The organism is Actinacidiphila paucisporea (assembly GCF_900142575.1).
GTDB classification, from domain to species: domain Bacteria; phylum Actinomycetota; class Actinomycetes; order Streptomycetales; family Streptomycetaceae; genus Actinacidiphila; species Actinacidiphila paucisporea.
The window spans coordinates 52,542-78,046 of the sequence record NZ_FRBI01000013.1 but is presented as its reverse complement, the minus strand read 5'-3'; the positions used below and the strand labels follow the sequence as shown (position 1 = coordinate 78,046).

22 protein-coding genes are annotated in these 25,505 nt (G+C 73.0%); 16 read left to right on the top strand and 6 right to left on the bottom strand.

Annotated elements, in window-relative coordinates; all coding sequences use genetic code 11:
* Nucleotides 1-12 precede the first annotated feature (12 nt).
* From BUE44_RS20180 to BUE44_RS20155, 6 genes are all read left to right on the top strand, one after another.
* Nucleotides 13-1,218: an ABC transporter ATP-binding protein gene (locus tag BUE44_RS20180; RefSeq protein WP_073500370.1), complete on the top strand. Its 1,206-nt coding sequence runs from the start codon at nucleotides 13-15 to the stop codon at nucleotides 1,216-1,218.
* A complete protein-coding gene (locus BUE44_RS20175) occupies nucleotides 1,215-2,153 on the top strand; it encodes an ABC transporter permease (protein WP_073500369.1) in 939 nt (312 codons plus the stop codon). The genes BUE44_RS20180 and BUE44_RS20175 overlap by 4 nt, the downstream gene beginning before the upstream one ends.
* Nucleotides 2,154-2,167: 14 nt before the next feature.
* A complete protein-coding gene (locus BUE44_RS20170) occupies nucleotides 2,168-2,959 on the top strand; it encodes an ABC transporter permease (protein ID WP_073500486.1) in 792 nt (263 codons plus the stop codon).
* A gap of 48 nt (nucleotides 2,960-3,007) precedes the next feature.
* Nucleotides 3,008-4,405: an NAD(P)/FAD-dependent oxidoreductase gene (locus BUE44_RS20165; RefSeq protein WP_073500368.1), complete on the top strand. Its 1,398-nt coding sequence runs from the start codon at nucleotides 3,008-3,010 to the stop codon at nucleotides 4,403-4,405.
* Nucleotides 4,406-4,566: 161 nt separating this feature from the next.
* Nucleotides 4,567-5,016: a hypothetical protein gene (locus BUE44_RS20160; protein WP_073500367.1), complete on the top strand. Its 450-nt coding sequence runs from the start codon at nucleotides 4,567-4,569 to the stop codon at nucleotides 5,014-5,016.
* A 108-nt stretch (nucleotides 5,017-5,124) separates the two neighbouring features.
* Complete coding sequence (locus BUE44_RS20155; RefSeq protein WP_073500366.1) at nucleotides 5,125-6,657, top strand: CoA-acylating methylmalonate-semialdehyde dehydrogenase; 1,533 nt, start codon at nucleotides 5,125-5,127, stop codon at nucleotides 6,655-6,657.
* On the opposite strand, the gene BUE44_RS39295 is transcribed toward BUE44_RS20155, so the two are convergent.
* Nucleotides 6,601-7,290, bottom strand: a complete 690-nt coding sequence (locus BUE44_RS39295) for a phosphatase PAP2 family protein (protein WP_073500365.1) — start codon at nucleotides 7,288-7,290, stop codon at nucleotides 6,601-6,603. The genes BUE44_RS20155 and BUE44_RS39295 overlap by 57 nt on opposite strands.
* 394 nt (nucleotides 7,291-7,684) lie before the next feature.
* Complete coding sequence (gene gabT, locus BUE44_RS20145) at nucleotides 7,685-9,016, bottom strand: 4-aminobutyrate--2-oxoglutarate transaminase (RefSeq protein WP_073500364.1); 1,332 nt, start codon at nucleotides 9,014-9,016, stop codon at nucleotides 7,685-7,687.
* Nucleotides 9,017-9,271: 255 nt separating this feature from the next.
* Between gabT and BUE44_RS20140 the strand changes: the two genes are divergently transcribed.
* Both BUE44_RS20140 and BUE44_RS20135 read left to right on the top strand, forming a co-directional pair.
* The gene (locus BUE44_RS20140; protein ID WP_235002287.1) at nucleotides 9,272-11,623 is read left to right on the top strand and encodes a type IV secretory system conjugative DNA transfer family protein; all 2,352 of its coding nucleotides are present in this window, start codon (nucleotides 9,272-9,274) and stop codon (nucleotides 11,621-11,623) included.
* A gap of 98 nt (nucleotides 11,624-11,721) precedes the next feature.
* A complete protein-coding gene (locus BUE44_RS20135; RefSeq protein WP_073500362.1) occupies nucleotides 11,722-13,272 on the top strand; it encodes a PucR family transcriptional regulator in 1,551 nt (516 codons plus the stop codon).
* A gap of 17 nt (nucleotides 13,273-13,289) precedes the next feature.
* Here BUE44_RS20135 and BUE44_RS20130 read toward each other — a convergent pair whose 3' ends face one another.
* Nucleotides 13,290-13,706, bottom strand: coding sequence for a CU044_2847 family protein (locus BUE44_RS20130; protein WP_073500361.1), 417 nt, complete (start codon nucleotides 13,704-13,706; stop codon nucleotides 13,290-13,292).
* Nucleotides 13,707-13,924: 218 nt separating this feature from the next.
* Here BUE44_RS20130 and BUE44_RS20125 point away from each other — a divergent pair, with 218 nt between their 5' ends.
* The 7 genes from BUE44_RS20125 to BUE44_RS20095 all read left to right on the top strand — a co-directional run bounded on the left by BUE44_RS20125 (nucleotide 13,925) and on the right by BUE44_RS20095 (nucleotide 22,902).
* Nucleotides 13,925-15,379: an aldehyde dehydrogenase family protein gene (locus BUE44_RS20125; protein ID WP_073500360.1), complete on the top strand. Its 1,455-nt coding sequence runs from the start codon at nucleotides 13,925-13,927 to the stop codon at nucleotides 15,377-15,379.
* A gap of 124 nt (nucleotides 15,380-15,503) precedes the next feature.
* The gene (locus tag BUE44_RS20120) at nucleotides 15,504-17,426 is read left to right on the top strand and encodes an acyl-CoA dehydrogenase family protein (protein ID WP_073500359.1); all 1,923 of its coding nucleotides are present in this window, start codon (nucleotides 15,504-15,506) and stop codon (nucleotides 17,424-17,426) included.
* An 80-nt stretch (nucleotides 17,427-17,506) separates the two neighbouring features.
* The gene (gene dxr, locus BUE44_RS20115; protein WP_073500358.1) at nucleotides 17,507-18,760 is read left to right on the top strand and encodes a 1-deoxy-D-xylulose-5-phosphate reductoisomerase; all 1,254 of its coding nucleotides are present in this window, start codon (nucleotides 17,507-17,509) and stop codon (nucleotides 18,758-18,760) included.
* The gene (locus BUE44_RS20110; RefSeq protein WP_073500357.1) at nucleotides 18,757-20,073 is read left to right on the top strand and encodes a M50 family metallopeptidase; all 1,317 of its coding nucleotides are present in this window, start codon (nucleotides 18,757-18,759) and stop codon (nucleotides 20,071-20,073) included. The genes dxr and BUE44_RS20110 overlap by 4 nt, the downstream gene beginning before the upstream one ends.
* A gap of 99 nt (nucleotides 20,074-20,172) precedes the next feature.
* Nucleotides 20,173-21,327 carry a flavodoxin-dependent (E)-4-hydroxy-3-methylbut-2-enyl-diphosphate synthase gene (gene ispG, locus BUE44_RS20105; RefSeq protein ID WP_073500356.1) on the top strand — a complete coding sequence of 385 codons (1,155 nt, stop codon included), beginning with the start codon at nucleotides 20,173-20,175 and terminating at the stop codon, nucleotides 21,325-21,327.
* Between the two features lie 134 nt (nucleotides 21,328-21,461).
* On the top strand, nucleotides 21,462-22,307 hold the full coding sequence (locus tag BUE44_RS20100) for a GNAT family N-acetyltransferase (protein ID WP_073500355.1): 846 nt from the start codon (nucleotides 21,462-21,464) through the stop codon (nucleotides 22,305-22,307).
* 61 nt (nucleotides 22,308-22,368) lie between these two features.
* Nucleotides 22,369-22,902: a GNAT family N-acetyltransferase gene (locus BUE44_RS20095; protein ID WP_073500354.1), complete on the top strand. Its 534-nt coding sequence runs from the start codon at nucleotides 22,369-22,371 to the stop codon at nucleotides 22,900-22,902.
* Between the two features lie 4 nt (nucleotides 22,903-22,906).
* Here the strand turns inward: BUE44_RS20095 and BUE44_RS20090 are convergent, their stop codons facing one another.
* From BUE44_RS20090 to BUE44_RS20080, 3 genes are read right to left on the bottom strand one after another with little or no spacing between them, the layout of a single operon-like run.
* The gene (locus BUE44_RS20090; RefSeq protein ID WP_073500353.1) at nucleotides 22,907-23,857 is read right to left on the bottom strand and encodes an aminoglycoside phosphotransferase family protein; all 951 of its coding nucleotides are present in this window, start codon (nucleotides 23,855-23,857) and stop codon (nucleotides 22,907-22,909) included.
* Between the two features lie 42 nt (nucleotides 23,858-23,899).
* Nucleotides 23,900-24,319 carry a ferritin-like domain-containing protein gene (locus tag BUE44_RS20085; protein WP_073500352.1) on the bottom strand — a complete coding sequence of 140 codons (420 nt, stop codon included), beginning with the start codon at nucleotides 24,317-24,319 and terminating at the stop codon, nucleotides 23,900-23,902.
* On the bottom strand, nucleotides 24,316-24,837 hold the full coding sequence (locus BUE44_RS20080) for a hypothetical protein (protein ID WP_073500351.1): 522 nt from the start codon (nucleotides 24,835-24,837) through the stop codon (nucleotides 24,316-24,318). Before BUE44_RS20080 ends, BUE44_RS20085 begins: the two co-directional genes overlap by 4 nt.
* Before the next feature lie 113 nt (nucleotides 24,838-24,950).
* Here BUE44_RS20080 and rimP point away from each other — a divergent pair, with 113 nt between their 5' ends.
* The gene (rimP, locus tag BUE44_RS20075) at nucleotides 24,951-25,505 is read left to right on the top strand and encodes a ribosome maturation factor RimP (RefSeq protein ID WP_073500350.1); all 555 of its coding nucleotides are present in this window, start codon (nucleotides 24,951-24,953) and stop codon (nucleotides 25,503-25,505) included.

Sequence of the window (25,505 nt, the reverse complement as noted above, 5' to 3'; positions counted from 1 at the left end):
AGGACATCTGCCATGACGACCGAACCCACCGCAGCGCCCGGCGACGCCGTCCGCCTCTCCGCGCTCAGCAAGACCTACGGGTCCTTCACCGCTGTCCACCCGCTGGACCTCACCGTCCCCGCGGGGTCCTTCTTCGCCCTGCTCGGCGCGTCCGGCTGCGGCAAGACCACCACCCTGCGGATGATCGCCGGCCTCGAAGACCCCACCACGGGCTCCGTCGCACTCGGCGGCAAGGACGTCACCGCCCTGCCGCCGTACAAGCGCCCGGTCAACACGGTCTTCCAGAACTACGCGCTCTTCCCGCACCTGGACGTCTACGAGAACGTCGCCTTCGGGCTGCGCCGCCGCGGCATCAAGTCGGTCAAGCAGCAGGTCGGCGACATGCTGGACCTCGTACAGCTCGGCGGGATGGCCCGCCGCAAGCCGCACCAGCTCTCCGGCGGGCAGCAGCAGCGGGTCGCCGTGGCCAGGGCGCTGATCAACAAGCCCGAGGTGCTGCTGCTCGACGAGCCGCTGGGCGCTCTCGACCTCAAGCTGCGGCGCCAGATGCAGCTGGAGCTCAAACGCATCCAGACCGAGGTCGGCATCACCTTCATCCACGTCACCCACGACCAGGAGGAGGCCATGACGATGGCCGACACCGTCGCGGTGATGAACGCCGGACGCGTCGAGCAGCTCGGCGCCCCCGCCGACCTCTACGAGAACCCCGGCTCCACCTTCGTGGCCAACTTCCTCGGCACCTCCAACCTCATCGAGGCCGAGGTCACCGGCACTTCGGGCGGCGACATCCAGCTGGTCGCGGCGGGGCAGCGGCTCACCCTGCCCGCCGCCAGGTGCGGCGCCGAGGTCACCACCGGCGGCAGGGTGCTGGCCGGCGTTCGCCCGGAGAAGATCGCGCTGGTGCACCGGGACGACGAGGACGCGATAGCCGAGGGGCGCAACCGGGTGCCCGGCCGGATCGTCGACTCCAGCTTCATCGGGGTGTCCACGCAGTACGTGATCGACAGCCCGGTCTGCCCGGAACTCGAGGTCTTCGTGCCGAACGTCGAACGCGACGGCCGGCTCGTCCCCGGCGCCCCCGTCGTCCTGCACTGGAACCCCGCGCACACCTTCGGCCTCGACGCCGCCCAGGACATCGACGCCGGGCTCGACGCCGACGCGGTGGAGGCGGCGCTCTCCCCGGACGGTGCGGGCACCGCCGCGGAGGCCGCCGTATGACCGCCGCCACCGCACCGCCGCCGACCTCCCCGGCGCCCGCGACCGTACCCGCGGCGCCGCGCCGGGCCGCCGGGCGGCGCCGGCTGACGCCGTATCTGCTGCTGCTCGCCGGGGTCGCCTGGCTGCTGGTCTTCTTCGTCGCCCCGATGGTCTACCAGGCCTCGACCTCGGTGCAGACCGGGTCGCTCGACGAGGGCTTCAAGGTCACCTGGCACGTCGCGACCTACTGGGACGCGCTGCGCGAGTACTGGCCGCACTTCCTGCGCTCGCTGCTCTACTCCGGCATCGCCACCGCGGCCTGCCTGGCGATCGGCTACCCGCTGGCGTACACGATCGCCTTCAGGGCCGGGCGCTGGCGCAACGTCGTGCTGGTGCTGGTGATCGCGCCGTTCTTCACCAGCTTCCTGATCCGCACCCTGGCCTGGGAGACGATCCTGGCCGACCAGGGGCCGGTGGTGTCGTTCCTGAACACCGTGCACGTCCTGGACGTCACCTCGTGGCTGCACATCACCCAGGGCGACCGGGTGCTCGCCACCCCGCTGGCGGTGGTCTGCGGGCTGACGTACAACTTCCTGCCGTTCATGATCCTGCCGCTCTACACCTCGCTGGAGCGGATCGACGGGCGGCTGCACGAGGCGTCCGGCGACCTGTACGCCACGCCCTTCACCACCTTCCGCAAGGTGACCTTCCCGCTGTCGCTGCCCGGGGTGGTCGCGGGCACCCTGCTGACCTTCATCCCGGCGTCCGGCGACTACATCAACGCCGAGTTGCTGGGCTCCACCAACCAGAAGATGATCGGCAACGTCATCCAGTCGCAGTTCCTGCGGGTGCTCGACTACCCGACGGCCGCCGCGCTGTCCTTCATCCTGATGGCGGCCATCCTCGCGATCGTCACCGTCTACATCCGCAGGGCCGGGACGGAGGAGCTGGTCTGATGCAGACGCGTCCGATGCGCTGGCTGCGCAAGAACGTGGTGGTGCTCGCGGGAGTCCTCGCGCTCGGCTACCTCATCCTGCCCAACCTGGTCGTGCTGGCCTTCTCCTTCAACAAGCCCAAGGGCCGCTTCAACTACACCTGGAACCACTTCTCCACCGACGCCTGGCAGCACCCCTGCGGCGTCGCCGACATGTGCGGCTCGCTCACCTTGAGCCTGCGGCTCGCGGTCTACGCCACCATCGGCGCCACCGTGCTCGGCACCATGACCGCCTTCGCGCTGGCCCGCTACCGATTCCGCGGCCGGGCGGCCACCAACATGCTCATCTTCCTGCCGATGGCCATGCCCGAGGTCGTGATGGGCGCCTCGCTCGGCACGCTCTTCCTCAACATGCGCATCCGGTTCGGCTTCTGGACGATCCTGATCGCGCACACCATGTTCTGCCTGAGTTTCGTGGTCGTCGCGGTCAAGGCCCGCGTCATGAGCATGGACCCGCGCCTGGAACAGGCCGCGCAGGACCTCTACGCCACCCCCGCGCAGACCTTCCTGCGGATCACCCTGCCACTGGCGGCGCCCGGCATCGCGGCCGGTGCGCTGCTGTCCTTCGCGCTGTCCTTCGACGACTACATCATCACCAGCTTCAACGCGGGCAACACCGTGACCTTCCCGATGTTCGTCTGGGGCTCGGCGCAGCGCGGCACCCCGGTGCAGGTCAACGTGATCGGTACGGCGATGTTCGTGGTCGCGGTGCTGCTGGTGGTGGCGGGGCAGCTCGTCGGCGGCCGCCGCAGGGGGGCGCGCACCTGACCCGGCCGGCCCACCGCACAGACCGCCGCCACTGCCACCGGAGGAGCCATGGACCCGGCCGCCCGATCACTCGCCGACGCCGAGCAGACGCCGTACTGGCTCGACGACCCCGGGCGGCCCCCCGCGCGGGCGGCGCTGGCCGGCGAGGAGGACTGCGACCTGCTGGTCGTCGGCGGCGGCTACACGGGGCTGTGGACGGCGCTGCTGGCCAAGGAGCGCGACCCGGGCCGCGACGTGGTGCTCGTCGAGGGGGCCAGGGTCGGCTGGGCCGCCTCGGGGCGCAACGGCGGCTTCTGCGCCGCCAGCCTCACCCACGGCGTCATGAACGGCCTGGCCCGCTGGCCGGCGCAGTTCCCCGCGCTCCGCCTCCTCGGCGACCGCAACCTCGACGCCATCGAGGCCGCGGTCGCCCGGTACGGCATCGACTGCGACTTCGAGCGGACCGGCGAGATCGACGTGGCCACCGAGCCGTATCAATATGCCGAGCTTCGCCAAGCCGCGGCAATTGCCACGGCGAACGGCGTCGACGTCGAACTGCTCGACCGCGACCAGGTCCGCGCCGAGGTCGACTCGCCCACCTTCCACGGCGGCCTGTACGACCGGCACGGCGTCGCCATGGTCAACCCCGCCCGGCTCGTCTGGGGCCTCCAACGCGCCGCGGAGGAAGCGGGCGTACGGATCTACGAGCGCAGCCCCGCCACCGCCGTGGTCAGGCACCGCGCCGGCATGGCGGTACGCACCCCCTACGGCCGGGTGCTGGCCCACCGGGTCGCGCTCGGCACCAACGCCTTCCCCTCCCTGGTCCGCCGGGTCCGCCCCTACACCGTCCCGGTCTACGACTACGCCCTGGTCAGCGAACCGCTCAGCGACGAGCAGCGCCGGGCGATCGGCTGGCGCGGCCGGCAGGGCCTCGGTGACAGCGCCAACCGCTTCCACTACTTCCGGCTCACCGCCGACCAGCGCATCCTGTGGGGCGGCTACGACGCGGTATATCCCCGCGGCGGCAGGATGAGCGCCGACTACGACCACCGCCCCGCCACCTACCGCACCCTGGCCCGGCACTTCTTCACCTGCTTCCCGCAGCTCGAAGGCCTCGCCTTCAGCCACGCCTGGGGCGGCGCCATCGACACCTGCACCCGTTTCTCGGCCTTCTTCGGCACCGCCTTCTCCGGGCGGGTCGGCTACGCGGCGGGCTACACCGGGCTCGGGGTGGGCGCCAGCAGATTCGGCGCCGAGGTGGTGCTCGACCTGCTCGCGGGCGCCGACACCGAGCGCACCCGGCTGGAGATGGTGCGCACCAAACCGCTGCCCTTCCCGCCCGAGCCCTTCGCCTCGGCCGGGATCGGCCTGACCAAGTGGTCGCTGGCCCGCGCCGACCGCGCGCAGGGCCGGCGCAACATGTGGCTGCGCGCCATGGACCGGGCCGGACTCGGCTTCGACAGCTGACCGTCCGCTGGGGGGGCACGCGGACCGGAGGGTGCGTGAGCCCTCCGGGCACCCGTGCGAGCCGTCTCACTACCGAGGATAGTGAAACCCGCGTAATAGCCGCCGCCCCGCGCCCTCTCTCCTGTGACAGCAGGGGTCACCGGGCAGAAGGAGGGGCCGGCATGGGCAGCGCCGGAGCGATGAGTGCGGTGGAATGGCTGGCGTCGGTGGCGCACGATCCTGACGGCGTCCGCCGGGAGTGGGAGGACAACCCACTCGGGGTGGCGCTGCTGCCCGCCGGGCGCAAGTGGGACGTGCTGATCCTCGGCAGCGAGCTGGGCTATCCCACCCTGGACGTCCTCAGCCGGCTGGTGGACCGGCCGGGCCCGGTGCTCGCCGACTTCGGCGACGCGCGGATCGGCTTCTTCGTGCCGCCCGGCACCGCCGCCCGCTGGCTGGGCACCGGCGTACGGGCGGTCGGCCGCGGCACCTGGATCGTGGTGCCCTACCCCGGCCGGCCCACCGGCGGGGTGCGCTGGCTGGTCCCCCCCGACGGCACCGGGCACCTCACCGACCCGGTCGTCCTCGAACTGGCCATGCACGAGGCGGCCGCGCAACTGGCCGGCGGCTAGCTGCGGCTAGCTGTCCCGGCCCGGCTCCGCCCGCTGCGGACAGCGCGGTGCTTGTGGCCCGGCGCCCCCGTGGTGACACTGGCGGGACGACGACGGAAGGGTCAGCACGTGACGAGCCCCCAGCACATCACCCACTGGATCGCCGGCCGCCCCTGGACCGGCACCGCGGAGCGGCGCGGCGACGTCTACGACCCCGCGACCGGCCAGGTCAGCGGGCAGGTCGACTTCGCCGACACCGGCGTCGTCGACCAGGCGGTCGGCGCCGCACTCGACGCCTTCGGCCACTGGCGGCACACCTCGGTTGCCAAGCGCTCCTCAGTGCTCTTCGCCTTCCGCGAACTGCTCAACGCCCGCCGCGAGGACCTGGCCGCGATCATCGTCTCCGAGCACGGCAAGGTGCACTCCGACGCCCTCGGCGAGATCGCCCGCGGCCTGGAGGTCGTCGAGTACGCGTGCGGCATCCCGCATCTGCTCAAGGGCGGCTACACCGAGCAGGCCTCCAGCGGGATCGACGTCTACTCGCTGCGCCAGCCGCTCGGCCCGGTCGCGGTGATCTCGCCGTTCAACTTCCCCGCCATGGTCCCGATGTGGTTCTTCCCGCTCGCCATCGCCGCCGGCAACACCGTCGTCGTCAAACCGTCGGAGAAGGACCCCTCCGCGGCCAACTTCCTGGCCGCCCTGTGGCGCGAGGCCGGGCTGCCCGACGGCGTCTTCAACGTCGTCCACGGCGACAAGGCCGCCGTCGACCGGCTCCTGGAGCACCCCGACATCAAGGCGGTGTCCTTCGTCGGCTCCACGCCGATCGCCCGCTACGTCTACGAGACCGCGACGCGCCACGGCAAGCGCGTCCAGGCACTCGGCGGTGCCAAGAACCACATGCTGGTGCTGCCCGACGCCGACCTGGACCTGGCCGCCGACGCGGCCGTCAACGCCGGGTTCGGCGCCGCGGGGGAGCGCTGCATGGCGGTCTCGGTGCTGGTCGCCGTTGACCCGGTCGGCGACGACCTGGTCGAGCGGATCAAGCAGCGCATCGCCGGCCTCACCGTGGGCCCCGGCAGCGCCCCCGACTCCCAGATGGGCCCGCTGGTCACCGGCGTCCACCGCGACAAGGTCACCTCCTACCTGGACTCGGGCGTCACCGACGGCGCCGAGCTGGCCGTCGACGGCCGCAAGCACCCGCTGTCCGACGGCGCGGCCGAGAGCGGCTTCTGGCTCGGCCCGACGCTCTTCGACCGGGTCAGGCCCGGCATGTCCGTCTACGACGACGAGATCTTCGGCCCGGTGCTCTCCGTGGTGCGCGTGCCGTCCTACGACGACGGCCTGGCCCTGATCAACGCCAACCCCTACGGCAACGGCACCGCGCTGTTCACCAACGACGGCGGCGCCGCCCGCCGCTTCCAGCACGAGGTCGAGGTCGGCATGGTCGGCATCAACGTGCCCATCCCGGTGCCCGTCGCCTACTACTCCTTCGGCGGCTGGAAGTCCTCGTTGTTCGGCGACACCCACGCCTACGGCGAGGACGGCGTCAGGTTCTTCACCCGCGGCAAGGCCGTCACCCAGCGCTGGCTCGACCCTTCCCCCACCTCACGCGGGACGACCCTCAACGGCGGTATCAACCTCGGCTTCCCCACCAACAGCTGACCCGGCGCCGGCGGCGGGGGTCCTGGAGCGCGGTCCCGCGGCCCGGCGCTCCAGGACCCCCGCCGCCGCCACCGCCGACAGCAGCGCCCCGGCCAGGCACCAGCTGGCCAGCACGTCCAGCGGCCAGTGGTAGCCGTGCCACACCAGGGCCGCGCCCACCGCGGCGGCCAGCAGCACCGCCGCCGCGCCCAGCGACCGGCGCAGCGCCGTATGCCGTACGAAGGGCAGCACCAGCAGCGCCGCCGCACCGATCGCGACCGCCGAGGTCGCGGTGTGCCCGGAGGGGAAGAAGCCCGCGTAGCCGTTCGGCCCCAGGTGCACCTTGCCGGGCGCGGGCCTGGCCACCGCAGACTTCACCCCGCCCACCACCAGCGGCACCACCGCCATGGCCGCGGCGGCCGCAAGCGGCGGCAGCCACCACAGCGGCCGCCCGCCGGCCCTGCCCCTGAGCGCCGCGAAGAGCGCGGCGGCCAGCAGCAGCGGCACCGCGACCTGCACATTGCCCAGGTCGGACAGCGCCTGCGCGGTGCCGAGCAGCGCCGGATGCGCGGCCGAGGCACGCTGGAACCAGCCGAGCACCGACCAGTCCCGGTCCACCAGCGGACCGTTCCGCGAGACCTGCCGGGTGAGCACGACGAAAAGGGCGACGCCGGCGGCGAAGACCGCACCCAGCCCGCTGAGCGCCGGAACAGCAGAACGCCGCCCCGGAACAGGGGGGACAGTTCCGGGGCGGCCATGGCGATCGCCGCACCGCTCGTCCCGGGGGGTGTGGGACGAACGGCCGACCGATCGGCGAGGTGTACCGGGGCCACCATCGGACCCGGCGGTTTCGTGCGCGAGGGCACTGCCGTGCCGGTGATGGGGAATCACCGGCCCGTTGTCACTCGTCGCCGACTCCGAAGGAGCCGACCGCGAGCGGGGTGTTCCGGTGAAACCGTACGTCACCGCGGGGGCCGCGAGGCGTCCGCTCACCCGTCCGCCATCAGGCCCCCACACGTTCTTCACGAGCCCCCGCCTCCTGCCGTCGTCACACGCCGGCGAAGGCCTCCTCGATGATGTCGAGACCCTCGTTGAGCAGATCCTCCCCGATGACCAGCGGCGGCAGGAAACGAAGTACGTTGCCGTACGTCCCACAGGTGAGCACCACAAGGCCATTTGCATGACACGCCTTGGCCACCGCGCTCGTCAGGGCCGCGTCCGGCTCCTTGCCGCCGGGCCGCACCAGCTCCACCGCGATCATCGCGCCCCGCCCGCGGACCTCGCCGATCGCCGGGTACTTCTCCTGCAGCGCCCGCAGCCGCGGCGTCATGATCTCGCCGATCCGCCGCGCCCGCGCGGCGAGGTCCAGCTCCTTCATCGTCTCGATCGCGCCCAGCGCCGCCGCGCACGCCACCGGGTTGCCGCCGTAGGTGCCGCCCAGGCCGCCCGTGTGGGCCGCGTCCATGATCTCGGCCCGCCCGGTGACCGCCGCCAGCGGCAGCCCGCCCGCGAGCGCCTTGGCGGTGGTGATCAGGTCGGGCACCACGCCCTCGTCCTCGCACGCGAACCACTGCCCGGTCCGGCAGAAGCCGGTCTGGATCTCGTCGGCGACGAAGACGATCCCGTTGTCCTTGGCGAACTGCGCCATCCGCGGCAGGAAGCCCTTCGCCGGCTCGATGAAACCGCCCTCGCCCGAGATCGGCTCGATCACGATCGCCGCGACGTGCTCCGCGCCGATCTGCTTGGTGATCATGTCGATCGCCTGCTCCGCGGCCTCCCGCGCCGCGTGCTCCGGGCCGGTCAGCCAGCGGTAGCCGTACGCCAGCGGCACCCGGTAGACCTCGGGTGCGAAGGGGCCGAAGCCCTCCTTGTACGGCATGTTCTTCGCCGTCAGCGCCATCGTCAGGTTGGTGCGGCCGTGGTAGCCGTGGTCGAAGACCACCACCGCCTGGCGCTTGGTGTAGGAGCGGGCGATCTTCACCGCGTTCTCCACCGCCTCGGCGCCGGAGTTGAACAGCGCGGACTTCTTGGCGTGGTCGCCGGGGGTCAGCGCGTTGAGCTGCTCGGCGACCGCCACGTAGCCCTCGTAGGGCGTGATCATGAAGCAGGTGTGGGTGAAGTCGGCCAGCTGCTCGGTGGCCCGGCGGACCACCGCGGGCGCGCTGTTGCCCACCGACGTCACCGCGATGCCCGACCCGAAGTCGATCAGCCGGTTCCCGTCCACGTCCTCGACGATCCCGCCGCCCGCCCGCGTGACGTACACCGGCAGCGTGACCCCCACCCCGTCCGCGACCGCCGCCGACTTCCTGGCCGACAACTCCCGCGACTTCGGCCCCGGCACGGCGGTGACCAGCCTGCGCTCCTGCGGCAATTCGCTCATGACGGGCATTCTCCTCGAATTCCTCGACCCAGCTCCATCCGGACCTCCCCCGAGGCTAGGCCGCCCCACCCGCCCCCGCATACGCCGAACGGTCGCACTGACCGGCGGGTCTTCGCCGGATCGGCCAGTGCCGGCGCCTCCGGCGGCGGGGCCGCCCGGAAACCGGCCGGGCGGGCGTCCGGCCAAGATCCTTTCTTTGGGTGTAGCGGCTCGACTACATTGTGCGCATCGGCGGCGACGAGGGGCAGACGCGCCATGGATGCCATGGATTACGAGGGCACGCAAAGCTACGGCCACGGACCGGCCGCCCCCGCGGGCTCTCCGGTGCCGCGTCCCGCCGTCCCGCCGCCGGTCCCGGCGCAGGCGCCGCCCCTCTCCGCCGTCGAACGCTGGCTGCGCACCCCCCGGGTGTCCGACGCGCCGGGCGTGTACGCGTACGGGCACGTGCCCTCGGAGCCCGGCCGGGTCCCGGACAGCCGGGTCATCAGCCGGGCTGTGCTGGCCTTCCTGGCCGGTGTCCTCGTCTGGTCACTGCGCAATAACGGCTTCCTCTCGTGGTGGCAGTTCCCGCTTCACGTGCTGAGCCCGCACAGCTGGTCGATCAGCGGCCACCTCACCCGCCCCGAGGTCTTCACGCAGAACCTCTACAGCGTGCTGTCGGCGGCCGTGATGGTCTGGATCTTCGGCAAGCTCGGCGACTGGCCCGAGGTGGCGCGCCGCTATCTCGACACGCGCACCCGGCGGGCCTGGTTCGCGCTCGCCGCGGGGGTCGTGGTCTGGCAGCTCAGCTGGACCGGCTACGTCCCCATCCTCGACGCCGTGCTCGACCTCTTCCCGTTCTCGTGGATAAGCGGTGGCGGCGATCCCGACCGGGCAGCCGCGGTCTCCTACAGCATCTATGCCCTCGTCGCCGTGCTGATCGCCTGGCCCTGCGCCAAGTACGGCGACTGGTTCGGGCTCCTCGGGCAGAAGCCGGAGCACGGGACCTCGTCGCGCCCCGAGCAGCGCCCCCAGATCCCGGCCCCCGCCGCCACCCCCTTCGACGCGACACCGGCCGACTGGCCTGAGCTGCGCGCGGCCGGCCGCTCCGACGTGGCTGAACAGCTGGCCCGCGAGGTGAGCCTCGGCCGGATGAACGACGTCGACTGTGTCCGGATCCGGCACGCGTGGAAGGAGGCCGGGCGGCGCCCCCGGGGTGTCGCCGAATTCACCGACGCGGTGCTGCGGCTCGGTGGCGGCGCCTGCCTCCACCCGTCCGGCGAGCGCGACCTGGCCTTCCGCGCGGCACCGCACGACCTGCTCGGCAGCCAGGTCAGGATCGGCCGCGGCGTCGAGGACGAGCGCAACCCCTTCGCGTACCGCGGCTCCGGCATGGCCCTGGACCCCGGGCTGCTCGGCACCGGCCTGCTCGTCGTCGGTCCTCCCGGAGCCGACAAGACCCACCGGATCATGCGCCCGGTGGCGGAGTCGCTGTGCCTTCAGGCGCTCACCGGCACCGCCGCCGTGGTCGCGGTGGCGGGCGCGGACACCGACCTGGGGCCGCACGAGGCGTACGACGTCGTGATATCGCTCGGCGATCCCGCCTCCCGCTACGGCCTGGACCTGTACGGCGGCACCACCGACCCCGACCTGGCCGCGTCGCTGCTCGCCGAAGCACTCGTCGACGGCCCGGAGGCCGACCAGCGCCGCGCGGCCGCCGCCCTCGGCCAGCTGCTCGGTCCGTACGCCGCCGCCCACGGCGGCTTTCCCACGGTGGCGGTGCTCCGCGAACTGCTGGACGGGTCGCCCGAGGCGTACGAGGACCTGCGCCGCTCGGTGCACGAGGCGGGCGCGTCCGCGCTGCTGCGCGAACTCGACGCCAGGCAGCGGCAGTCCACCCGCCCCGGTGACATCGGCAGCGACCTGGCCAACCGGATCGCCCTGCTCGACCGGCCGGCCTTCGCCGAGTCCTTCGGTGGCTCCGGGCGAACCGGGTTGTTCTCCATGGAGGCGGCGCTGGCCCACCCCATCCGGGTCCGGATCGAGCTGCCGGAAAGAGGCCACGCCGAAGCCTGCCGGGTCCTCGTCCGGCTGCTGGTCGCCCAGTTCACCACCGCCGTCCGCGGCCGCCGCGCCGCGTCCCGGTTCGTGGGTCTGATCGTCGACGACGTCGGCCAGGCCGTCAGCGCGGAGACCGTCCGCGCCCTTGCGTCCCTGCCGTCCACCCGGGCGGGCATGCTCCTGGGCCTGCGCACACTGGACGACGTGCAGGAGCACCTGCGCGGCCCGCTGGTCGCGGCCGCCGGCTGCCGTATGTCGCTGGCCGGGGTCACCGCCTGGGACGGCAGGTTCTTCGCCGAGTCCTGGGGGACCACCCGGGTGGAGACCCGGGAGATCACCCGCGCCGATCAGTCCGGCGACATGGCGCAGCGGATCAGCCGTGTGGCGCGCCGAGTGATCACCGGCCACGTCGTCACCGCCGACGCCGTCACCGTCCGCGAGGTCGAGCGCGAGCGCTGGTCCGCTTCGGATCTGGCGCATGCGGTGCCCGCCGGGCACGCGGTGCTGTCGTTGACGGCGACGACCGGGGAGCACGCCCCGCCGATCCTGGTGGATCTGCGGGGGTGACGCGGGGCTGAGGGGGCGGGCTGTACGGTGCGGCACAATTGGAGGGGGCGACCACTCCCGGTCGGCCAAAATCCAGCGATTGCCGGTATCTGGTCCGTATGCCGCTCACCCTCGCGTCCCTCGTGCAGCACTCGGCGCTCAAGCTGACCGTCCTCGCCGGCAAGGACCGGCTGGACGCGGAGGTCCGCTGGGTGCACACCAGCGAACTGGACGACCCGGGCCCGTATCTGGAGGGCGGCGAGCTGCTGCTGACCACCGGGCTCAAACTGGAGGTCGGCGACCCGCAGGCGATGCGCGGGTATGTGCGGCGGCTGACCGCCGCGAAGGTCGTCGGGCTGGGCTTCGGCGTCGGGGTGGGGCACGACACGGTGCCCGAGGCCCTGGTGGCGGCCGCCGAGCGGGCCGGGCTGCCGCTGCTCGAAGTGCCGCGCAGGACACCTTTCATCGCGATCAGCAAGACGGTTTCCGCCGCGCTCGCCGCCGAGCGCTACAAGGCGGTGACCGCGGGCTTCGACGCCCAGCGCGAGCTGACCCGGGCGGCGCTCGCCCCCGACGGCACGGCCGCGCTGCTGACCCGGCTCGCCGCCCACCTCGACGGCTGGGCGGCGCTCTACGACGCCTCGGGCGCCGTGGTGGCCGCCGCCCCGGACTGGGCGGGCCGCCGCGCCGCCCGGCTGGCCGGCGAGATCGACCGGTTGCGGGAGATCCAGGGGCCGGCCGGGGCCGCCGTCGCGGGGCCCGCGGGCAGCGAGGACCGGGTCGAGATCCAGTCGCTGGGCACCGGGCGCCGCCCGCGCGGCTACCTCGCGGTCGGCACCGAGGAACGCCTCGACACCTCGGCGCGCTACGTGGTGCACGGCGCCGTCGCCCTGCTGACGCTGTCGCTGGAGCAGTCCCGCGCCCTCCAGGACGCACACAGCCGGCTGGCCGCGGCCCTGCTGCGGATGCTGCTCGCGGGCGAGGCCGGCCACGCCCGCAGCGTCGCCGGCGCGCTCTACCGCAGCCTGCTCGACCACCCGGTGCGGGTGCTGATCGCCGAGCCCAGCGACGCCCAGCGCGGCCCCGAGGCGCTGACCCGGCTGGCCGAGCGCGTCGACTCCGCCGCCGCCCGCTCCGGCGACCCGCTGCTGGTGATCCACGAGGAGGCCCGGCTGATCGTGCTGGCCGCGCAGGGCGCCACCTCGCTGGCCGCGGCGGCCGACCTGGCCGAGGCCGAGGACGCGCTGGCCGCGGGGCTGTCGGCGGCCGTCCCGCCCGAGGAGGTGCCCGAGGCGAACCGGCAGGCCGAGCAGGCGCTGGCCGTCGCGGTCCGCAGGGGCCGCAACCTGGTCGAGCACGGCGAGGTCGGCGCCGGTTCGGTGGTGCCGCTGCTCGCCGACGACGCCGTACGGGCCTTCGCCGAGGGCCTGCTGCGGCCGCTGCGCGAGCACGACGCCACCTCGCGCGGCGACCTGGTCGCCTCGCTGCACGCCTGGCTGTCGCACCACGGCCAGTGGGACGCGGCGGCGGCCGACCTCGGGGTGCACCGGCACACGCTGCGCTACCGGATGCGGCGGGTCGAGGAGATCCTCGGCCGCTCCCTGGACGACCCCGACGTGCGCATGGAGCTGTGGCTGGCCCTCAAGACCCAGGCGGAGGCCGGCGCCTGAAGGGGCGCGGCGAGGCGTTACGGCGCCGGTGTCGCCCCCGTGCCGCCGGGAGGGGCGGCGGCACGGCGCGCGGCGAGGTCCCAGGACATCCGCACGGTCAGGCCCGCCTCGGTGCCGGCCTCGGCGATGACGCCGAGCAGCTGGCCCGACTTCACGGCGAGCTTGAGGCCGAACTCCACCTCGAAGGAGTCGGGGGAGCCGGCGGCGCCGCCCTCGGTGATGGTCTGCGCGGCCCAGCGGCCGACGCTGCGCACGGTGTCGCGGACGCCTTCCAGGGTCAGGGTGACGGCGGACCCCATGGCCGCGGCCCGGGAGCGTACGCCGACGTCGTCGTAGGCCCCCGAGTCGTCGGGGTGCTGGAAGGGCACCTCGCCGACGATCTCCGCCTCCACCGTCGAGCCGTCGTCCAGTGCGATCGTGACCGTCTGCGCCATCCGCCCGTCCCCTCCCCGTGCCGGGGCGCCAGGATAGGGCCGCCGGGCGCCGGGCGGGGCGGATTCCGGCGCACGCGGCCCATCCGGCCCACGGCGGCGGCGCTGGCCATTGCGTAGCGCGCGGGTGCACGCGTACTCCGCCGTGGACAACTCGGCGGGGTGCCGCGGGTGCCTACCGTGGCAGGCAGCGACACCCGCGACCGAAGGGCGGAAGAACCGTGACCACCGCAGCCCCGTACGCCTTCTGGCTGGCCGGCCGGCAGGCCACCGGCACGGACTCCTTCGAGGTGACCAGTCCCTGGGACGGCGCCCTGGTCGGCCGGGTGAGCGTCCCGGACGAGGCGCAGGTCGAGGCGGCCGTCGCGGCGGCGGCCGCGGCGCAGGCGGAATTCTCCGCGACGCCCGCGCACGTGCGGGCCGCCGCGCTGGACCACGTCTCCCAGCGGCTGGCCGAGCGCGCCGACGAGATCGCCCGGCTCATCACCGCGGAGAACGGCAAGCCGCTGAAGTGGTCGCGGGGCGAGGTCGGCCGCGCGGTGTCGGTCTTCCGCTGGGCCGCGGAGGAGGCCCGCCGCTTCAACTCCGGCGAGGCGCAGCGCCTCGACACCGACCCGGGCGGGGTCGGGCGGCTCGCGCTGACCCGGCGCTTCGGGCGGGGCCCCGTGCTGGGCATCGCGCCCTTCAACTTCCCGCTGAACCTGGTGGCGCACAAGGTCGCCCCGGCCCTCGCGGTCGGCGTGCCGATCATCCTCAAGCCCGCGCCCGCGACCCCGCTGTCCGCGCTGCTGCTCGGCGAGATCCTGGCCGAGACCGAGGGCCTGCCGGCCGGTGCGTGGAGCATCCTGACGGTGCCCAACGACCGGATGCCGGCACTGGTCGAGGACCCGCGGCTGCCGGTGATCTCCTTCACCGGCTCCGACACCGTGGGCCACGCCATCGCCGACTCGGTGCCGCGCAAGCACGTCACCCTGGAGCTGGGCGGCAACGCGGCGGCCGTGGTGCTCGCCGACTGGTCCTCGGACGCCGACCTGGACTGGGCGGCGAACCGGATCGCGACCTTCGCCAACTACCAGGGCGGCCAGTCCTGCATATCGGTGCAGCGGGTCATCGCCGACGCGGCGGTCTACGACGCCCTGGCCGAGCGCGTCGTCGCCGCGGTCCGCGCGCAGGTCACCGGCGACCCGGGCGACGAGGCCACCGACGTCGGCCCGCTGGTGAGCGAATCCGCGGCAGTACGCGTCGGGCAGTGGGTGGACGACGCCGTCGCCAAGGGCGCCAAGCTGCTGGCCGGCGGCACCCGCGACGGGGCCGGCTACGCACCCACCGTGCTGGCCGATCTGCCCCCTGACGCGGTGCTGGCCACCGAGGAGGTCTTCGGCCCCGTCCTGTCACTCCATCGGGTCAACGGCGCCGCGGAAGCCTTCGCGGCCGTGAACGACTCCCGCTTCGGCCTGCAGGCCGGCGTCTTCACCCACGACCTGCAGCTCGCCTTCCGGGCCCACCGCGACCTGGAGGTCGGCGGTGTCGTCATCGGCGACGCGCCCTCCTACCGGGCCGATCAGATGCCCTACGGCGGCGTCAAGGACTCCGGCTCGGGGCGCGAGGGCGTGAAGTACGCCATGGAGGACTACACCTACGAGAGGGTGCTGGTGCTCACCGGCCTCGACCTGTGACGGGTGCTCGCAGACCCCCGCGAGGTGCCGGGCGTTGACGGCTCGTCTGGTGGGGTCGCCGGAATTCGGGTAGTACGGACTGGTAGCACCGGTCGGTAACCGGCTACCCGGAGGTGACGCAACCGTGTCCGCACCCGCTGCAACACGCAAGGTCTCTGAACGCGAAGCACGCCAGGTGGCCGAGGCCGCCCGCGAGCGGGACTGGCACAGGCCGAGCTTCGCCAAGGAGCTCTTCCTCGGCCGATTCCGCCTCGACCTGATCCACCCGTATCCGATGCCGACGCCCGAGGCCACGGCCAAGGGCGAGGAATTCCTCGCCAGGCTGCGGGAGTTCTGCGAGACCTCCATCGACGGCGCCAGGATCGACCGGGAGGCACGCATCCCGGACGAGACGATCGTGGGCCTGAAGGAGCTGGGCGCCCTGGGGATGAAGATCGACCCCGCCTACGGCGGGCTCGGCCTCACCCAGGTGTACTACAACAAGGCGCTCGCCATGGTCGGCACCGCGAGCCCCGCGATCGGCGCGCTGCTGTCCGCGCACCAGTCCATCGGCGTACCGCAGCCGGTGAAGATGTTCGGCACCAAGGAGCAGAAGGAGGCGTTCCTGCCGCGCTGCGCCACCACCGACATCAGCGCGTTCCTGCTGACCGAGCCCGACGTCGGCTCCGACCCCGCCCGGCTCGCCACCGCCGCGGTCCCCGACGGCGACGACTACGTGCTGGACGGCGTGAAGCTGTGGACGACCAACGGCGTCGTGGCCGACCTGCTGGTCGTGATGGCCCGGGTGCCCGCCTCCGAGGGCCACAAGGGCGGCATCACCGCCTTCGTGGTGGAGGCCGCTGCCGAGGGCATCACCGTCGAGAACCGCAACGCCTTCATGGGCCTGCGCGGCCTCGAGAACGGCGTCACCCGCTTCCACCAGGTGCGGGTGCCCGCCGCGAACCGCATCGGTCCCGAGGGCGCCGGCCTCAAGATCGCCCTGACCACGCTCAACACGGGCCGGCTCTCACTGCCCGCGGGCTGCGTCGGCGCCGCCAAGTGGTGCCTGAAGATCGCGCGGGAGTGGTCCGCGGCCCGCGAGCAGTGGGGCAAGCCGATCGCCCACCACGAGGCCGTCGGCTCCAAGATCGCCTACATCGCCGCGACCACCTTCGCCCTGGAGGCGGTGCTCGACCTGTCCTCGCAGATGGCCGACGAGGAGCGCAACGACATCAGGATCGAGGCCGCCCTCGCCAAGCTCTACGGCTCGGAGGCCGCCTGCCGGATCGCCGACGAGCTGGTGCAGATCCGCGGCGGCCGCGGCTTCGAGACCGCCGACTCGCTGGCCGCCCGCGGCGAGCGGGCCGTCCCCGCCGAGCAGCTGCTGCGCGACCTGCGGATCAACCGGATCTTCGAGGGCTCCACCGAGATCATGCACCTGCTGATCGCCCGGGAGGCAGTCGACGCCCACCTGTCGGTGGCCGGCGACCTCATCGACCCGGACACCTCCCTCGGCGACAAGGCCAGGGCCGGCGCCAAGGCCGGCGGCTTCTACGCCAGGTGGCTGCCCAAACTCGTCGCGGGACCCGGGCAGCTGCCGAACTCGTACCCCGAGTTCGACGGCCTGGCCACCCACCTGCGCTATGTGGAGCGCAGCGCGCGCAAGCTGGCCCGCTGCACCTTCTACGCCATGTCGCGCTGGCAGGGCCGGATGGAGACCAAGCAGAACTTCCTCGCGCGCATCGTCGACATCGGCGCCGAGCTGTTCGCGATGAGCGCCGCATGCGTACGGGCCCAGCACCTCGGGTCCAGCGGCGACCACGGCCCGCAGGCACGGCAGCTCGCCGACACCTTCTGCCGGCAGGCGCGGGTCCGCACCGACGAGCTGTTCGCCCGGCTGTGGACCAACACCGACAGCGCCGACCGGGCCCTGACCAAGGCGGTGCTCGACGGCGGCACCGAGTGGCTCGAAGCGGGCATCATCGACCCCAGCAGGGAAGGCCCCTGGATCGCCGAGGCCGAGCCAGGCCCGTCCAGGACCGCCAACGTGCACCGGCCCGTGCACTGAGGCACCGCACGTCAGTGCGCCGTCCACAGCCCTTGCGGGGCAGTGGACGGCGCGCAGCGTCCGCACGACACAATGGCCCCATGACGGATGCTCTCGCAGACCCGCACTATCGCCCGCTCCTGGCCGGCGACCCGGCCGGCGGCCCCCGCGACATCGTGATCCTCGGCTCCACCGGATCGATCGGCACCCAGGCCATCGACGTGGTGCTCCGCAACCCGGACCGCTTCCGCGTCACCGCCGTCTCCGCCGCCGGCAGCCGGGTCAGGCTGCTCGCCGAGCAGGCCCGCCAGCTGGGCGTGAGCACGGTCGCCGTCGCCGACGAGGCCGCCGTCGGCCCGCTGCGCGAGGTACTGGCCGAGGTCTACGGGCCCGGCGCCGCGCTGCCCGAGATCATCGCCGGACCCGGCGCCGCGACCGAGCTGGCGGCCCTCGAGTGCCACTCCGTGCTCAACGGCATCACCGGCTCCATCGGCCTGCGGCCCACGCTGGCCGCGCTGCGGGCCGGCCGGGTGCTGATCCTGGCCAACAAGGAGTCGCTGATCGTCGGCGGCCCGCTGGTGAAGGCCCTCGCGAAGCCCGGCCAGATCGTGCCCGTCGACTCCGAGCACTCCGCGCTCTTCCAGGCGATGCTGGGCGGCCGCCGCCAGGAGGTGCGCAAGCTGCTCGTCACCGCCTCCGGCGGCCCCTTCCGTGGGCGCAGCAGGGCGGAACTGGCCTCGGTCACCCCCGCCGACGCGCTCGCCCACCCCACCTGGGACATGGGCCCGGTCATCACCGTCAACTCCGCGACCCTGGTCAACAAGGGCCTTGAGGTGATCGAGGCGCACCTGCTCTACGACGTCCCCTTCGACCGTATCGAGGTCGTCGTGCACCCCCAGTCGTACATCCACTCCATGGTGGAATTCGTCGACGGCTCCACGATCGCGCAGGCCAGCCCGCCCGACATGCGGATGCCGATCGCGCTGGGTCTGGGCTGGCCGGACCGGGTACCGGACGCCGCGCCGGCCTTCGACTGGTCGAAGGCCTCGACGTGGGAGTTCTTCCCGCTCGACGAGGACGCCTTCCCGTCGGTCGCACTGGCCCGCCATGTGGGTAGCCTCGGGGGCACCGCGCCCGCGGTGTTCAACGCGGCCAACGAGGAGTGCGTCGACGCCTTCCTCGCCGGCCGGCTGGCCTTCACCGGGATCGTGGACACGGTCGCGAAGGTCGTCGAGGAACACGGCACACCCGAACCGGGAACTTCTCTGACGGTCGAGAACGTCCTCGAAGCGGAGGCCTGGGCACGCGCCCGGGCCGTGGAACTGGCCAGGACATCGGAGGCAACAGGCGTATGACCGCTCTCATGACGGTCCTCGGCATAGTGGTTTTCGCCGTGGGCCTGATGGTCTCCATCGCCTGGCACGAGCTGGGCCACCTCTCCACGGCCAAGCTGTTCAAGATCCGCGTGCCGCAGTACATGGTGGGTTTCGGCCCGACCATCTGGTCCCGCAAGAAGGGCGAGACCGAATACGGCTTCAAGGCCGTCCCGCTCGGCGGCTACATCCGCATGATCGGGATGTTCCCGCCCGGCGAGGACGGCCGGATCACCGCCCGCTCCACCTCGCCGTGGCGCAGCATGATCGAGGACGCCCGCTCGGCGGCCTTCGAGGAGCTGAAGCCCGGCGACGAGACGCGGCTGTTCTACACGCGCAAGCCCTGGAAGCGCGTCATCGTGATGTTCGCCGGGCCCTTCATGAACCTGATCCTGGCCTTCGCGCTGGCCCTGTCGGTCTTCATGGGCATCGGCATCGCCCGGCAGACCACCGTCGTCAGCTCGGTCAGCGACTGCGTGATCTCGCAGGCGGACGCCGCCAAGCGGGACCCGGACAACCCCTGCCTGCCCACCGACCCGGTCGCGCCCGCCAAGACCGCCGGCTTCCACAAGGGCGACAAGTTCCTGGAGTTCAACGGCCGCCCGGTCGACAACTGGGCGGAACTGTCCAAGGACATCAGGAACGGCGTGGGCCCGGCCGTCGTCGTGGTCGAACGGGACGGCAAGCAGGTCACCCTGCACCCGCAGATCACCAGGAATGTCGTCGCCAGGACCGACAGCCACGGCGACGTGCAGGACGGCACCGTGACCGCCGGCTTCCTCGGCTTCAGCCCGGCCAGCCGCATCGAGCCGTTGAGCTTCACCAGTTCGGTCAGCCACATGGGAGACATGGCGCGGCAGGGCGTCGACTCGCTGCTGCGGCTGCCGCAGCGCATCCCCGACCTGTGGCGGGCCACCTTCGAGGGCGCCCCCCGCAAGGCGGACTCCCCGATGGGTGTGGTCGGCGCCGCCCGCGTCGGCGGCGAGGTCCTGTCGCTGAAGGAACCGGCCATCGACCGGATCGCCACCATGGTGATGCTGGTCGCGGGCTTCAACCTGTCGCTGTTCCTGTTCAACATGCTGCCGCTGCTGCCGCTGGACGGCGGCCACGTGGCCGGCGCGCTGTGGGAGTCGATCAGGCGGCACACCGCCCGGGTCTTCCGCAAGCCCGACCCCGGCCCCTTCGACGTGGCGAAGCTCATGCCGGTCGCTTATGTCGTGGCCGGAATCTTTGTGTCCTTCACTTTGCTGGTGCTGATCGCGGATGTGGTCAACCCGGTCAAACTGAGTTCGTAATGCCCTGAGCCGAGTGAGAGACGGGGGGCGGGTGCCGTAACCTCGAAGCGGAGCCCGCCCACGCCGGGACTTGTGTCACACCTTGGGGAAGCCACGCAGATGACCGCGATTTCGCTCGGTATGCCGGATGTTCCGATCAAGCTCGCCGAACGCCGCAAAAGCCGTCAGATCCAGGTGGGATCCGTCGCCGTGGGCGGTGACGCCCCGGTGTCCGTCCAGTCGATGACCACCACGCGGACCTCCGACATCGGTGCCACCCTCCAGCAGATCGCCGAGCTGACCGCCTCCGGCTGCCAGATCGTCCGGGTCGCCTGCCCGACCCAGGACGACGCCGACGCACTGGCCACGATCGCCAGGAAGTCCCAGATCCCGGTCATCGCCGACATCCATTTCCAGCCGAAGTACGTCTTCGCCGCGATCGACGCCGGCTGCGCCGCGGTCCGGGTCAACCCGGGCAACATCAAGCAGTTCGACGACAAGGTGCGGGAGATCGCCAAGGCCGCCTCCGGCGCCGGCGTCCCGATCAGGATCGGCGTCAACGCCGGCTCGCTCGACCCCCGCCTGCTGGAGAAGTACGGCAAGGCCACCCCCGAGGCGCTGGCCGAGTCCGCGCTGTGGGAGGCGTCGCTGTTCGAGGAGCACGACTTCCGCGACATCAAGATCTCCGTCAAGCACAACGACCCGGTCGTGATGGTCGCCGCCTACCGGCTGCTCGCCCAGAAGTGCGACTACCCGCTGCACCTCGGCGTCACCGAGGCCGGCCCCGCCTTCCAGGGCACCATCAAGTCCGCGGTCGCCTTCGGCGCGCTGCTGGCCGAGGGCATCGGCGACACCATCAGGGTCTCGCTGTCCGCCCCGCCGGCCGAGGAGGTCAAGGTCGGCATCCAGATCCTGGAGTCGCTGAACCTGCGCCAGCGCCGCCTGGAGATCGTCTCCTGCCCGTCCTGCGGCCGCGCCCAGGTCGACGTCTACAAGCTCGCCGACCAGGTCACCGCCGGTCTGGAGGGCATGGAGGTGCCGCTGCGGGTCGCCGTGATGGGCTGCGTCGTCAACGGCCCCGGCGAGGCCCGCGAGGCCGACCTCGGCGTCGCCTCCGGCAATGGCAAGGGGCAGATCTTCGTCAAGGGCGAGGTCATCAAGACCGTGCCCGAGTCGAAGATCGTCGAGACGCTGATCGAGGAGGCCATGAAGCTGGCCGAGCAGATGGAGGACGCCGGGGTGGCCTCCGGCGAACCCCAGGTGAGCGTCTCCTGACCGGCCCGATCCCGGTCCGCCCCGCGTCCCGCCGCCACCGGCGCGGGGCGTGGCACGTCCGTGCGAGGTAAAGTGCCCAGACCATCCCCCGCCTGCACGAGCGGACCAGAAGGCGAAGACGGTGAGGCGTCCACGTGCTGACCCACTCGACTGCCCGCGTCCTGGAACCCGGTGACCTCGACGCGGCGCTGGCCGTCCTGCACAGCGACCCGGTCGCCAACGCGTTCGTCACCTCCCGGGTCAATGTCGCCGGGCTCGACCCGTGGCGGCTCGGCGGCGAGATGTGGGGCTTCTACGCGGCCGGCAAGCTCACCTCGCTGTGCTACGCCGGTGCCAACCTCGTGCCGATCTGCGCCACCCCCGAAGCGGTCGCCGCCTTCGCCGAACGCGCCCGCAGGTCGGGGCGCCGCTGCTCGTCCATCGTCGGCCCCGCCGACGCCACCGCCGAGCTGTGGTCCCGCCTGGAGCCGCACTGGGGTCCGGCCCGCGAGATCCGCCGCCACCAGCCGCTGATGACCACCCGCGCCCTGCCCGCCGACATCGCCCCCGACCCCCGGGTGCGACGCGTGCGCAAGGACGAGATGGAGGTGATCATGCCGGCCTGCGTGGCGATGTTCACCGAGGAGGTCGGCGTTTCGCCGCTGGCCGGCGACGGCGGCCTGCTCTACCAGGCCAGGGTCGCCGAACTGGTCTCCACGGGCCGGGCCTTCGCCCGTATCGAGGACGGCGAGGTGGTCTTCAAGGCCGAGATCGGCGCCGTCACCCGTCACACCTGCCAGATCCAGGGCGTCTGGGTCGCCCCCTCGCACCGCGGCCGCCGCCTGTCAGAATCCGGCATGGCCGCCGTCCTGCACTACGCGCTGCGCGACGTCGCCCCGGTGGTCAGCCTCTACGTCAACGACTTCAACACCGCGGCCCGCGCCGCCTACCGCCGGGTCGGCTTCACCGAGGTCGGCGCCTTCATGAGCGTGCTGTTCTGAAGCGTCCTGCCGCGGCGCCCGGCGGGGAGCGGGCCGTCGAAAGGCAGTAGTGTCGCGGGCCATGGAGAACGTGGTGGTCGGGGCGGGCGATCTTGCCGCGCATGTCGACGAGGCCCTCGCCGTGCAGGCGGTCGCCTTCGGGCTCGGACCCGAGGAAGTGGCGATCCGGCGGCAGATCGTCCTGCGGCACCTGGCCTGTCCGGGGGCCCGGGCGCTGGAGGCGCGGACCGGGGAAGGGCGGCTGGTCGGCTTCGTGTACGGGCTGCCCAACGACCGTACGCACTGGTGGTCCAGCGTCGTGCAGCCGTATCTGCGCCGGGAGGGCAACGACGGGTGGCTCGACGACTCCTTCGTCATCACCGAACTCCACGTGCTGCCCGACTTCCAGGGCCACGGCGTCGGCCGCCGGCTGATCACCGAGATCACCGACGGCGCCACCGAGCCGCGCAGCATCCTGTCCGCGATCGACGGCGACACCCCCGCCCGGCGGCTCTACCGCGCCCTGGGCTACCGCGACCTGGCCCGGCCGGTCCACTTCCCAAGCGCCGCCCGGCCGTACGCGGTGATGGGCGCCCCGCTGCCGCTGCTGCGCTGAGGCGCTACAGCCAGCTGGCGAACTCCAGCAGCAGCTCGCCGTCGTCCCGGCCGCCGACCGACAGGTACCAGACGCCCGCCTCCACGGCGCGGAAGACCGACCAGCCGCGCAGCCTTCCCGCGTCCACTTCCAGGGCGTCGGCGAGCTTCGCGATCCGCCGCCTGGCGGTGGCCCGCGAGCCGGGCTGCGCCGCCAGCGTGGACAGCCGGTCCCTGGCCAGCCACGCCAGGTCGAACGCCCGCTCCCCGGCCAGCGGCTTGGGGTCGATCGCCAGCCACGGCATCCGCTCGCCCGCCAGTACGTTGCCGTGGTGGTAGTCGCCGTGCAGCAGCACGCTCTCCACCTCGTCCGCCGAGCCGGCCAGCTCGGCCTGCGCCGCCAGCGCCTCGTCGATCACCGCTCCCGCGTCCGCCGCGAAGGGCGCCGAGCGCCGCTCCCGCAGCAGTGCGGCCAGCTCGCCGGTGGCCTCGGCGACGGTACGGAACGGGTGCCCGTCCACCACCGGCACCCACAGCCGCTGCAGCACGCCCTCGGCCTCCAGCATGGCCTTGGGCTCCGCGAGCGAGCGCAGCGAGACGTCCGCCCGCAGCCGTTCGAGCAGCATCGCGCCCTCGGCGGGCTCGGCCCGCAGCAGGCGCACGGCGCCACGCCCGTCCCAGTGCGCGAGCGCCGCGTGCTCCTTCTCGGTCTCCCGGTTCACCATGCCGACCTTGAGCACCGCGGGCTCGCCGTCCTCGGTGCGCACCAGCAGGATCATGCTGATCTGGCCGCCGGCCGCGACGACCCGCTCCACGGCCAGGCCCCACCGGTCGAGGCGGTCCGCCACCAACCCGGGCAGCCGCGCCAGCCACTCCCGGCCCGCCTCGCCCTCCCACGCGGTGACCGTACGGACCAGCCGCTCGGGCGGTTCGAGGTCACCGGCGGCGGGCCGCCCGTGGTGCGCTGCTGAGCCCATCCCTGTGCCTGCCCTCCGTGCGGTCGGGTCCGGCGGCGACGCTCAGCCGCGTTCCGCCAGACCCGGGAAGGCTACGCTGCCGCCGCGCCATCGCACGGCCCGCACCGCCGCGTCGCGCAGTGCACCGGTCGCGTCCCGCCGCAGGTCGCCGACCGTGCTGCGCACCACGTCGCCGTACGCACCGGCCACCCGCTCCTCGACATAGGCCGCCAGCCGCAGCGCGGACGCCGTGTCGGTGACGGGGAAGGGCAGCTCGTACCCGGCCGCGGCGGTCACCGGGGACGCGCCGAGGTCCGCGACCGTACGCATCAGGCCGTCGCGGCGGGCGCGGTGGGCGTCGTAGCCCTGCCGGGCCTCGGCCTGCCGGGCGCCGGTGAGGTGGCCGCCGATCACCCCGTAGCCGTAGACGGCGGCGTGCTCGGCGGCGAGCGCCGCCTGCACCGCGTCGATGACCGCGTTCATCGTGCGCTCTTCCCCTCGCTCGCCGGGTGCCCTGCGGCGCTGCCCAGCAGCGCCGCGTGGCCGGCCCCCGCCGCCGCGACGGAGGCGATCAGCCGGGCCAGCTCGCCGGGCACCGTCAAGGCGGTGGCGGCCCTGCGGTCGGCCAGCGCGCGCTCGGCGGCGGCGAGGCCGGCCAGCGCCTGCGCGGCGGTTGCGGCGGGGGCGGCAGGCGAGGGGACGGCGGCGGGCGGCTTCCCGCCGAAGGCCTCGACGTGCCGGGCGACCTCGGCCCGCAGCGGGCGCAGCCGGGCGGCGAGCGCGGGGTGTGCGGCCGCGGCGGCGTCGTAACGCCCGATCAGTTCCGTGCTGTCGCGGACCGCCCGCGCCTTTTCCGCGGCCCCGGGGAGGGTCGCCGGCGCGTTGTCCTGGGCGGCGTCCGACGGTCCGTCAGCACCCTTGCCACACCCGGCGCCGGCCGCCACGACCGCCGCCGCCACCACACTCCGCCTGCTCAGCCGAGCGGCCGCCTCCGGGATCATGGGGGGAGTGTACGGGGGCCCGGATGGCACGGTGCGCTGCCCCGGCTCGGGTAGCCTTGCCCTTACACGCGACCTTCCATCACAACAGCACACGCGGCCGAGGAGTCACCCGGATGAGCACCACCCAGAGCGAGAGGCTGCGCGCGCTGCTCGAACCGCTCGTCGGCGAGGCCGGTCTCGACCTGGAGGACATCACGCTGACCGCGTCCGGCCGGCGGCGCCAGCTCCAGGTCGTGGTGGACGCCGAGGCCGGGGCACAGCTGGACGCCGTGGCGGCGCTGAGCCGCCGGGTCTCCCAGGCGCTGGACGAGTCGGACGTGATGGGCGAGACGGAGTACGTCCTGGAGGTCACCTCGCCCGGCACCGACCGCCCGCTGAGCGACCCCCGGCACTTCCGGCGCAATGAGGGGCGGCTGGTGAAGCTGTCGCTCAAGGAGCGCGGCGAGCTGATCGCACGGATCATGGCGGTGGACGAGACGGGTCTCGACCTGGAGGTGCCGGGCGTCAAGGGCCGCAAGCCCAAGCCCGCCCGCGCGGACTTCGCGGAGATCACGAAGGCCCGGGTCGAGGTCGAGTTCAACCGCAAGGCCGGCGAGCCCGACGACGACCCCGGCGACCACCCGGACGACGCGGACGGCGACATCGACGAGACCACGCAGGAGGCGTAG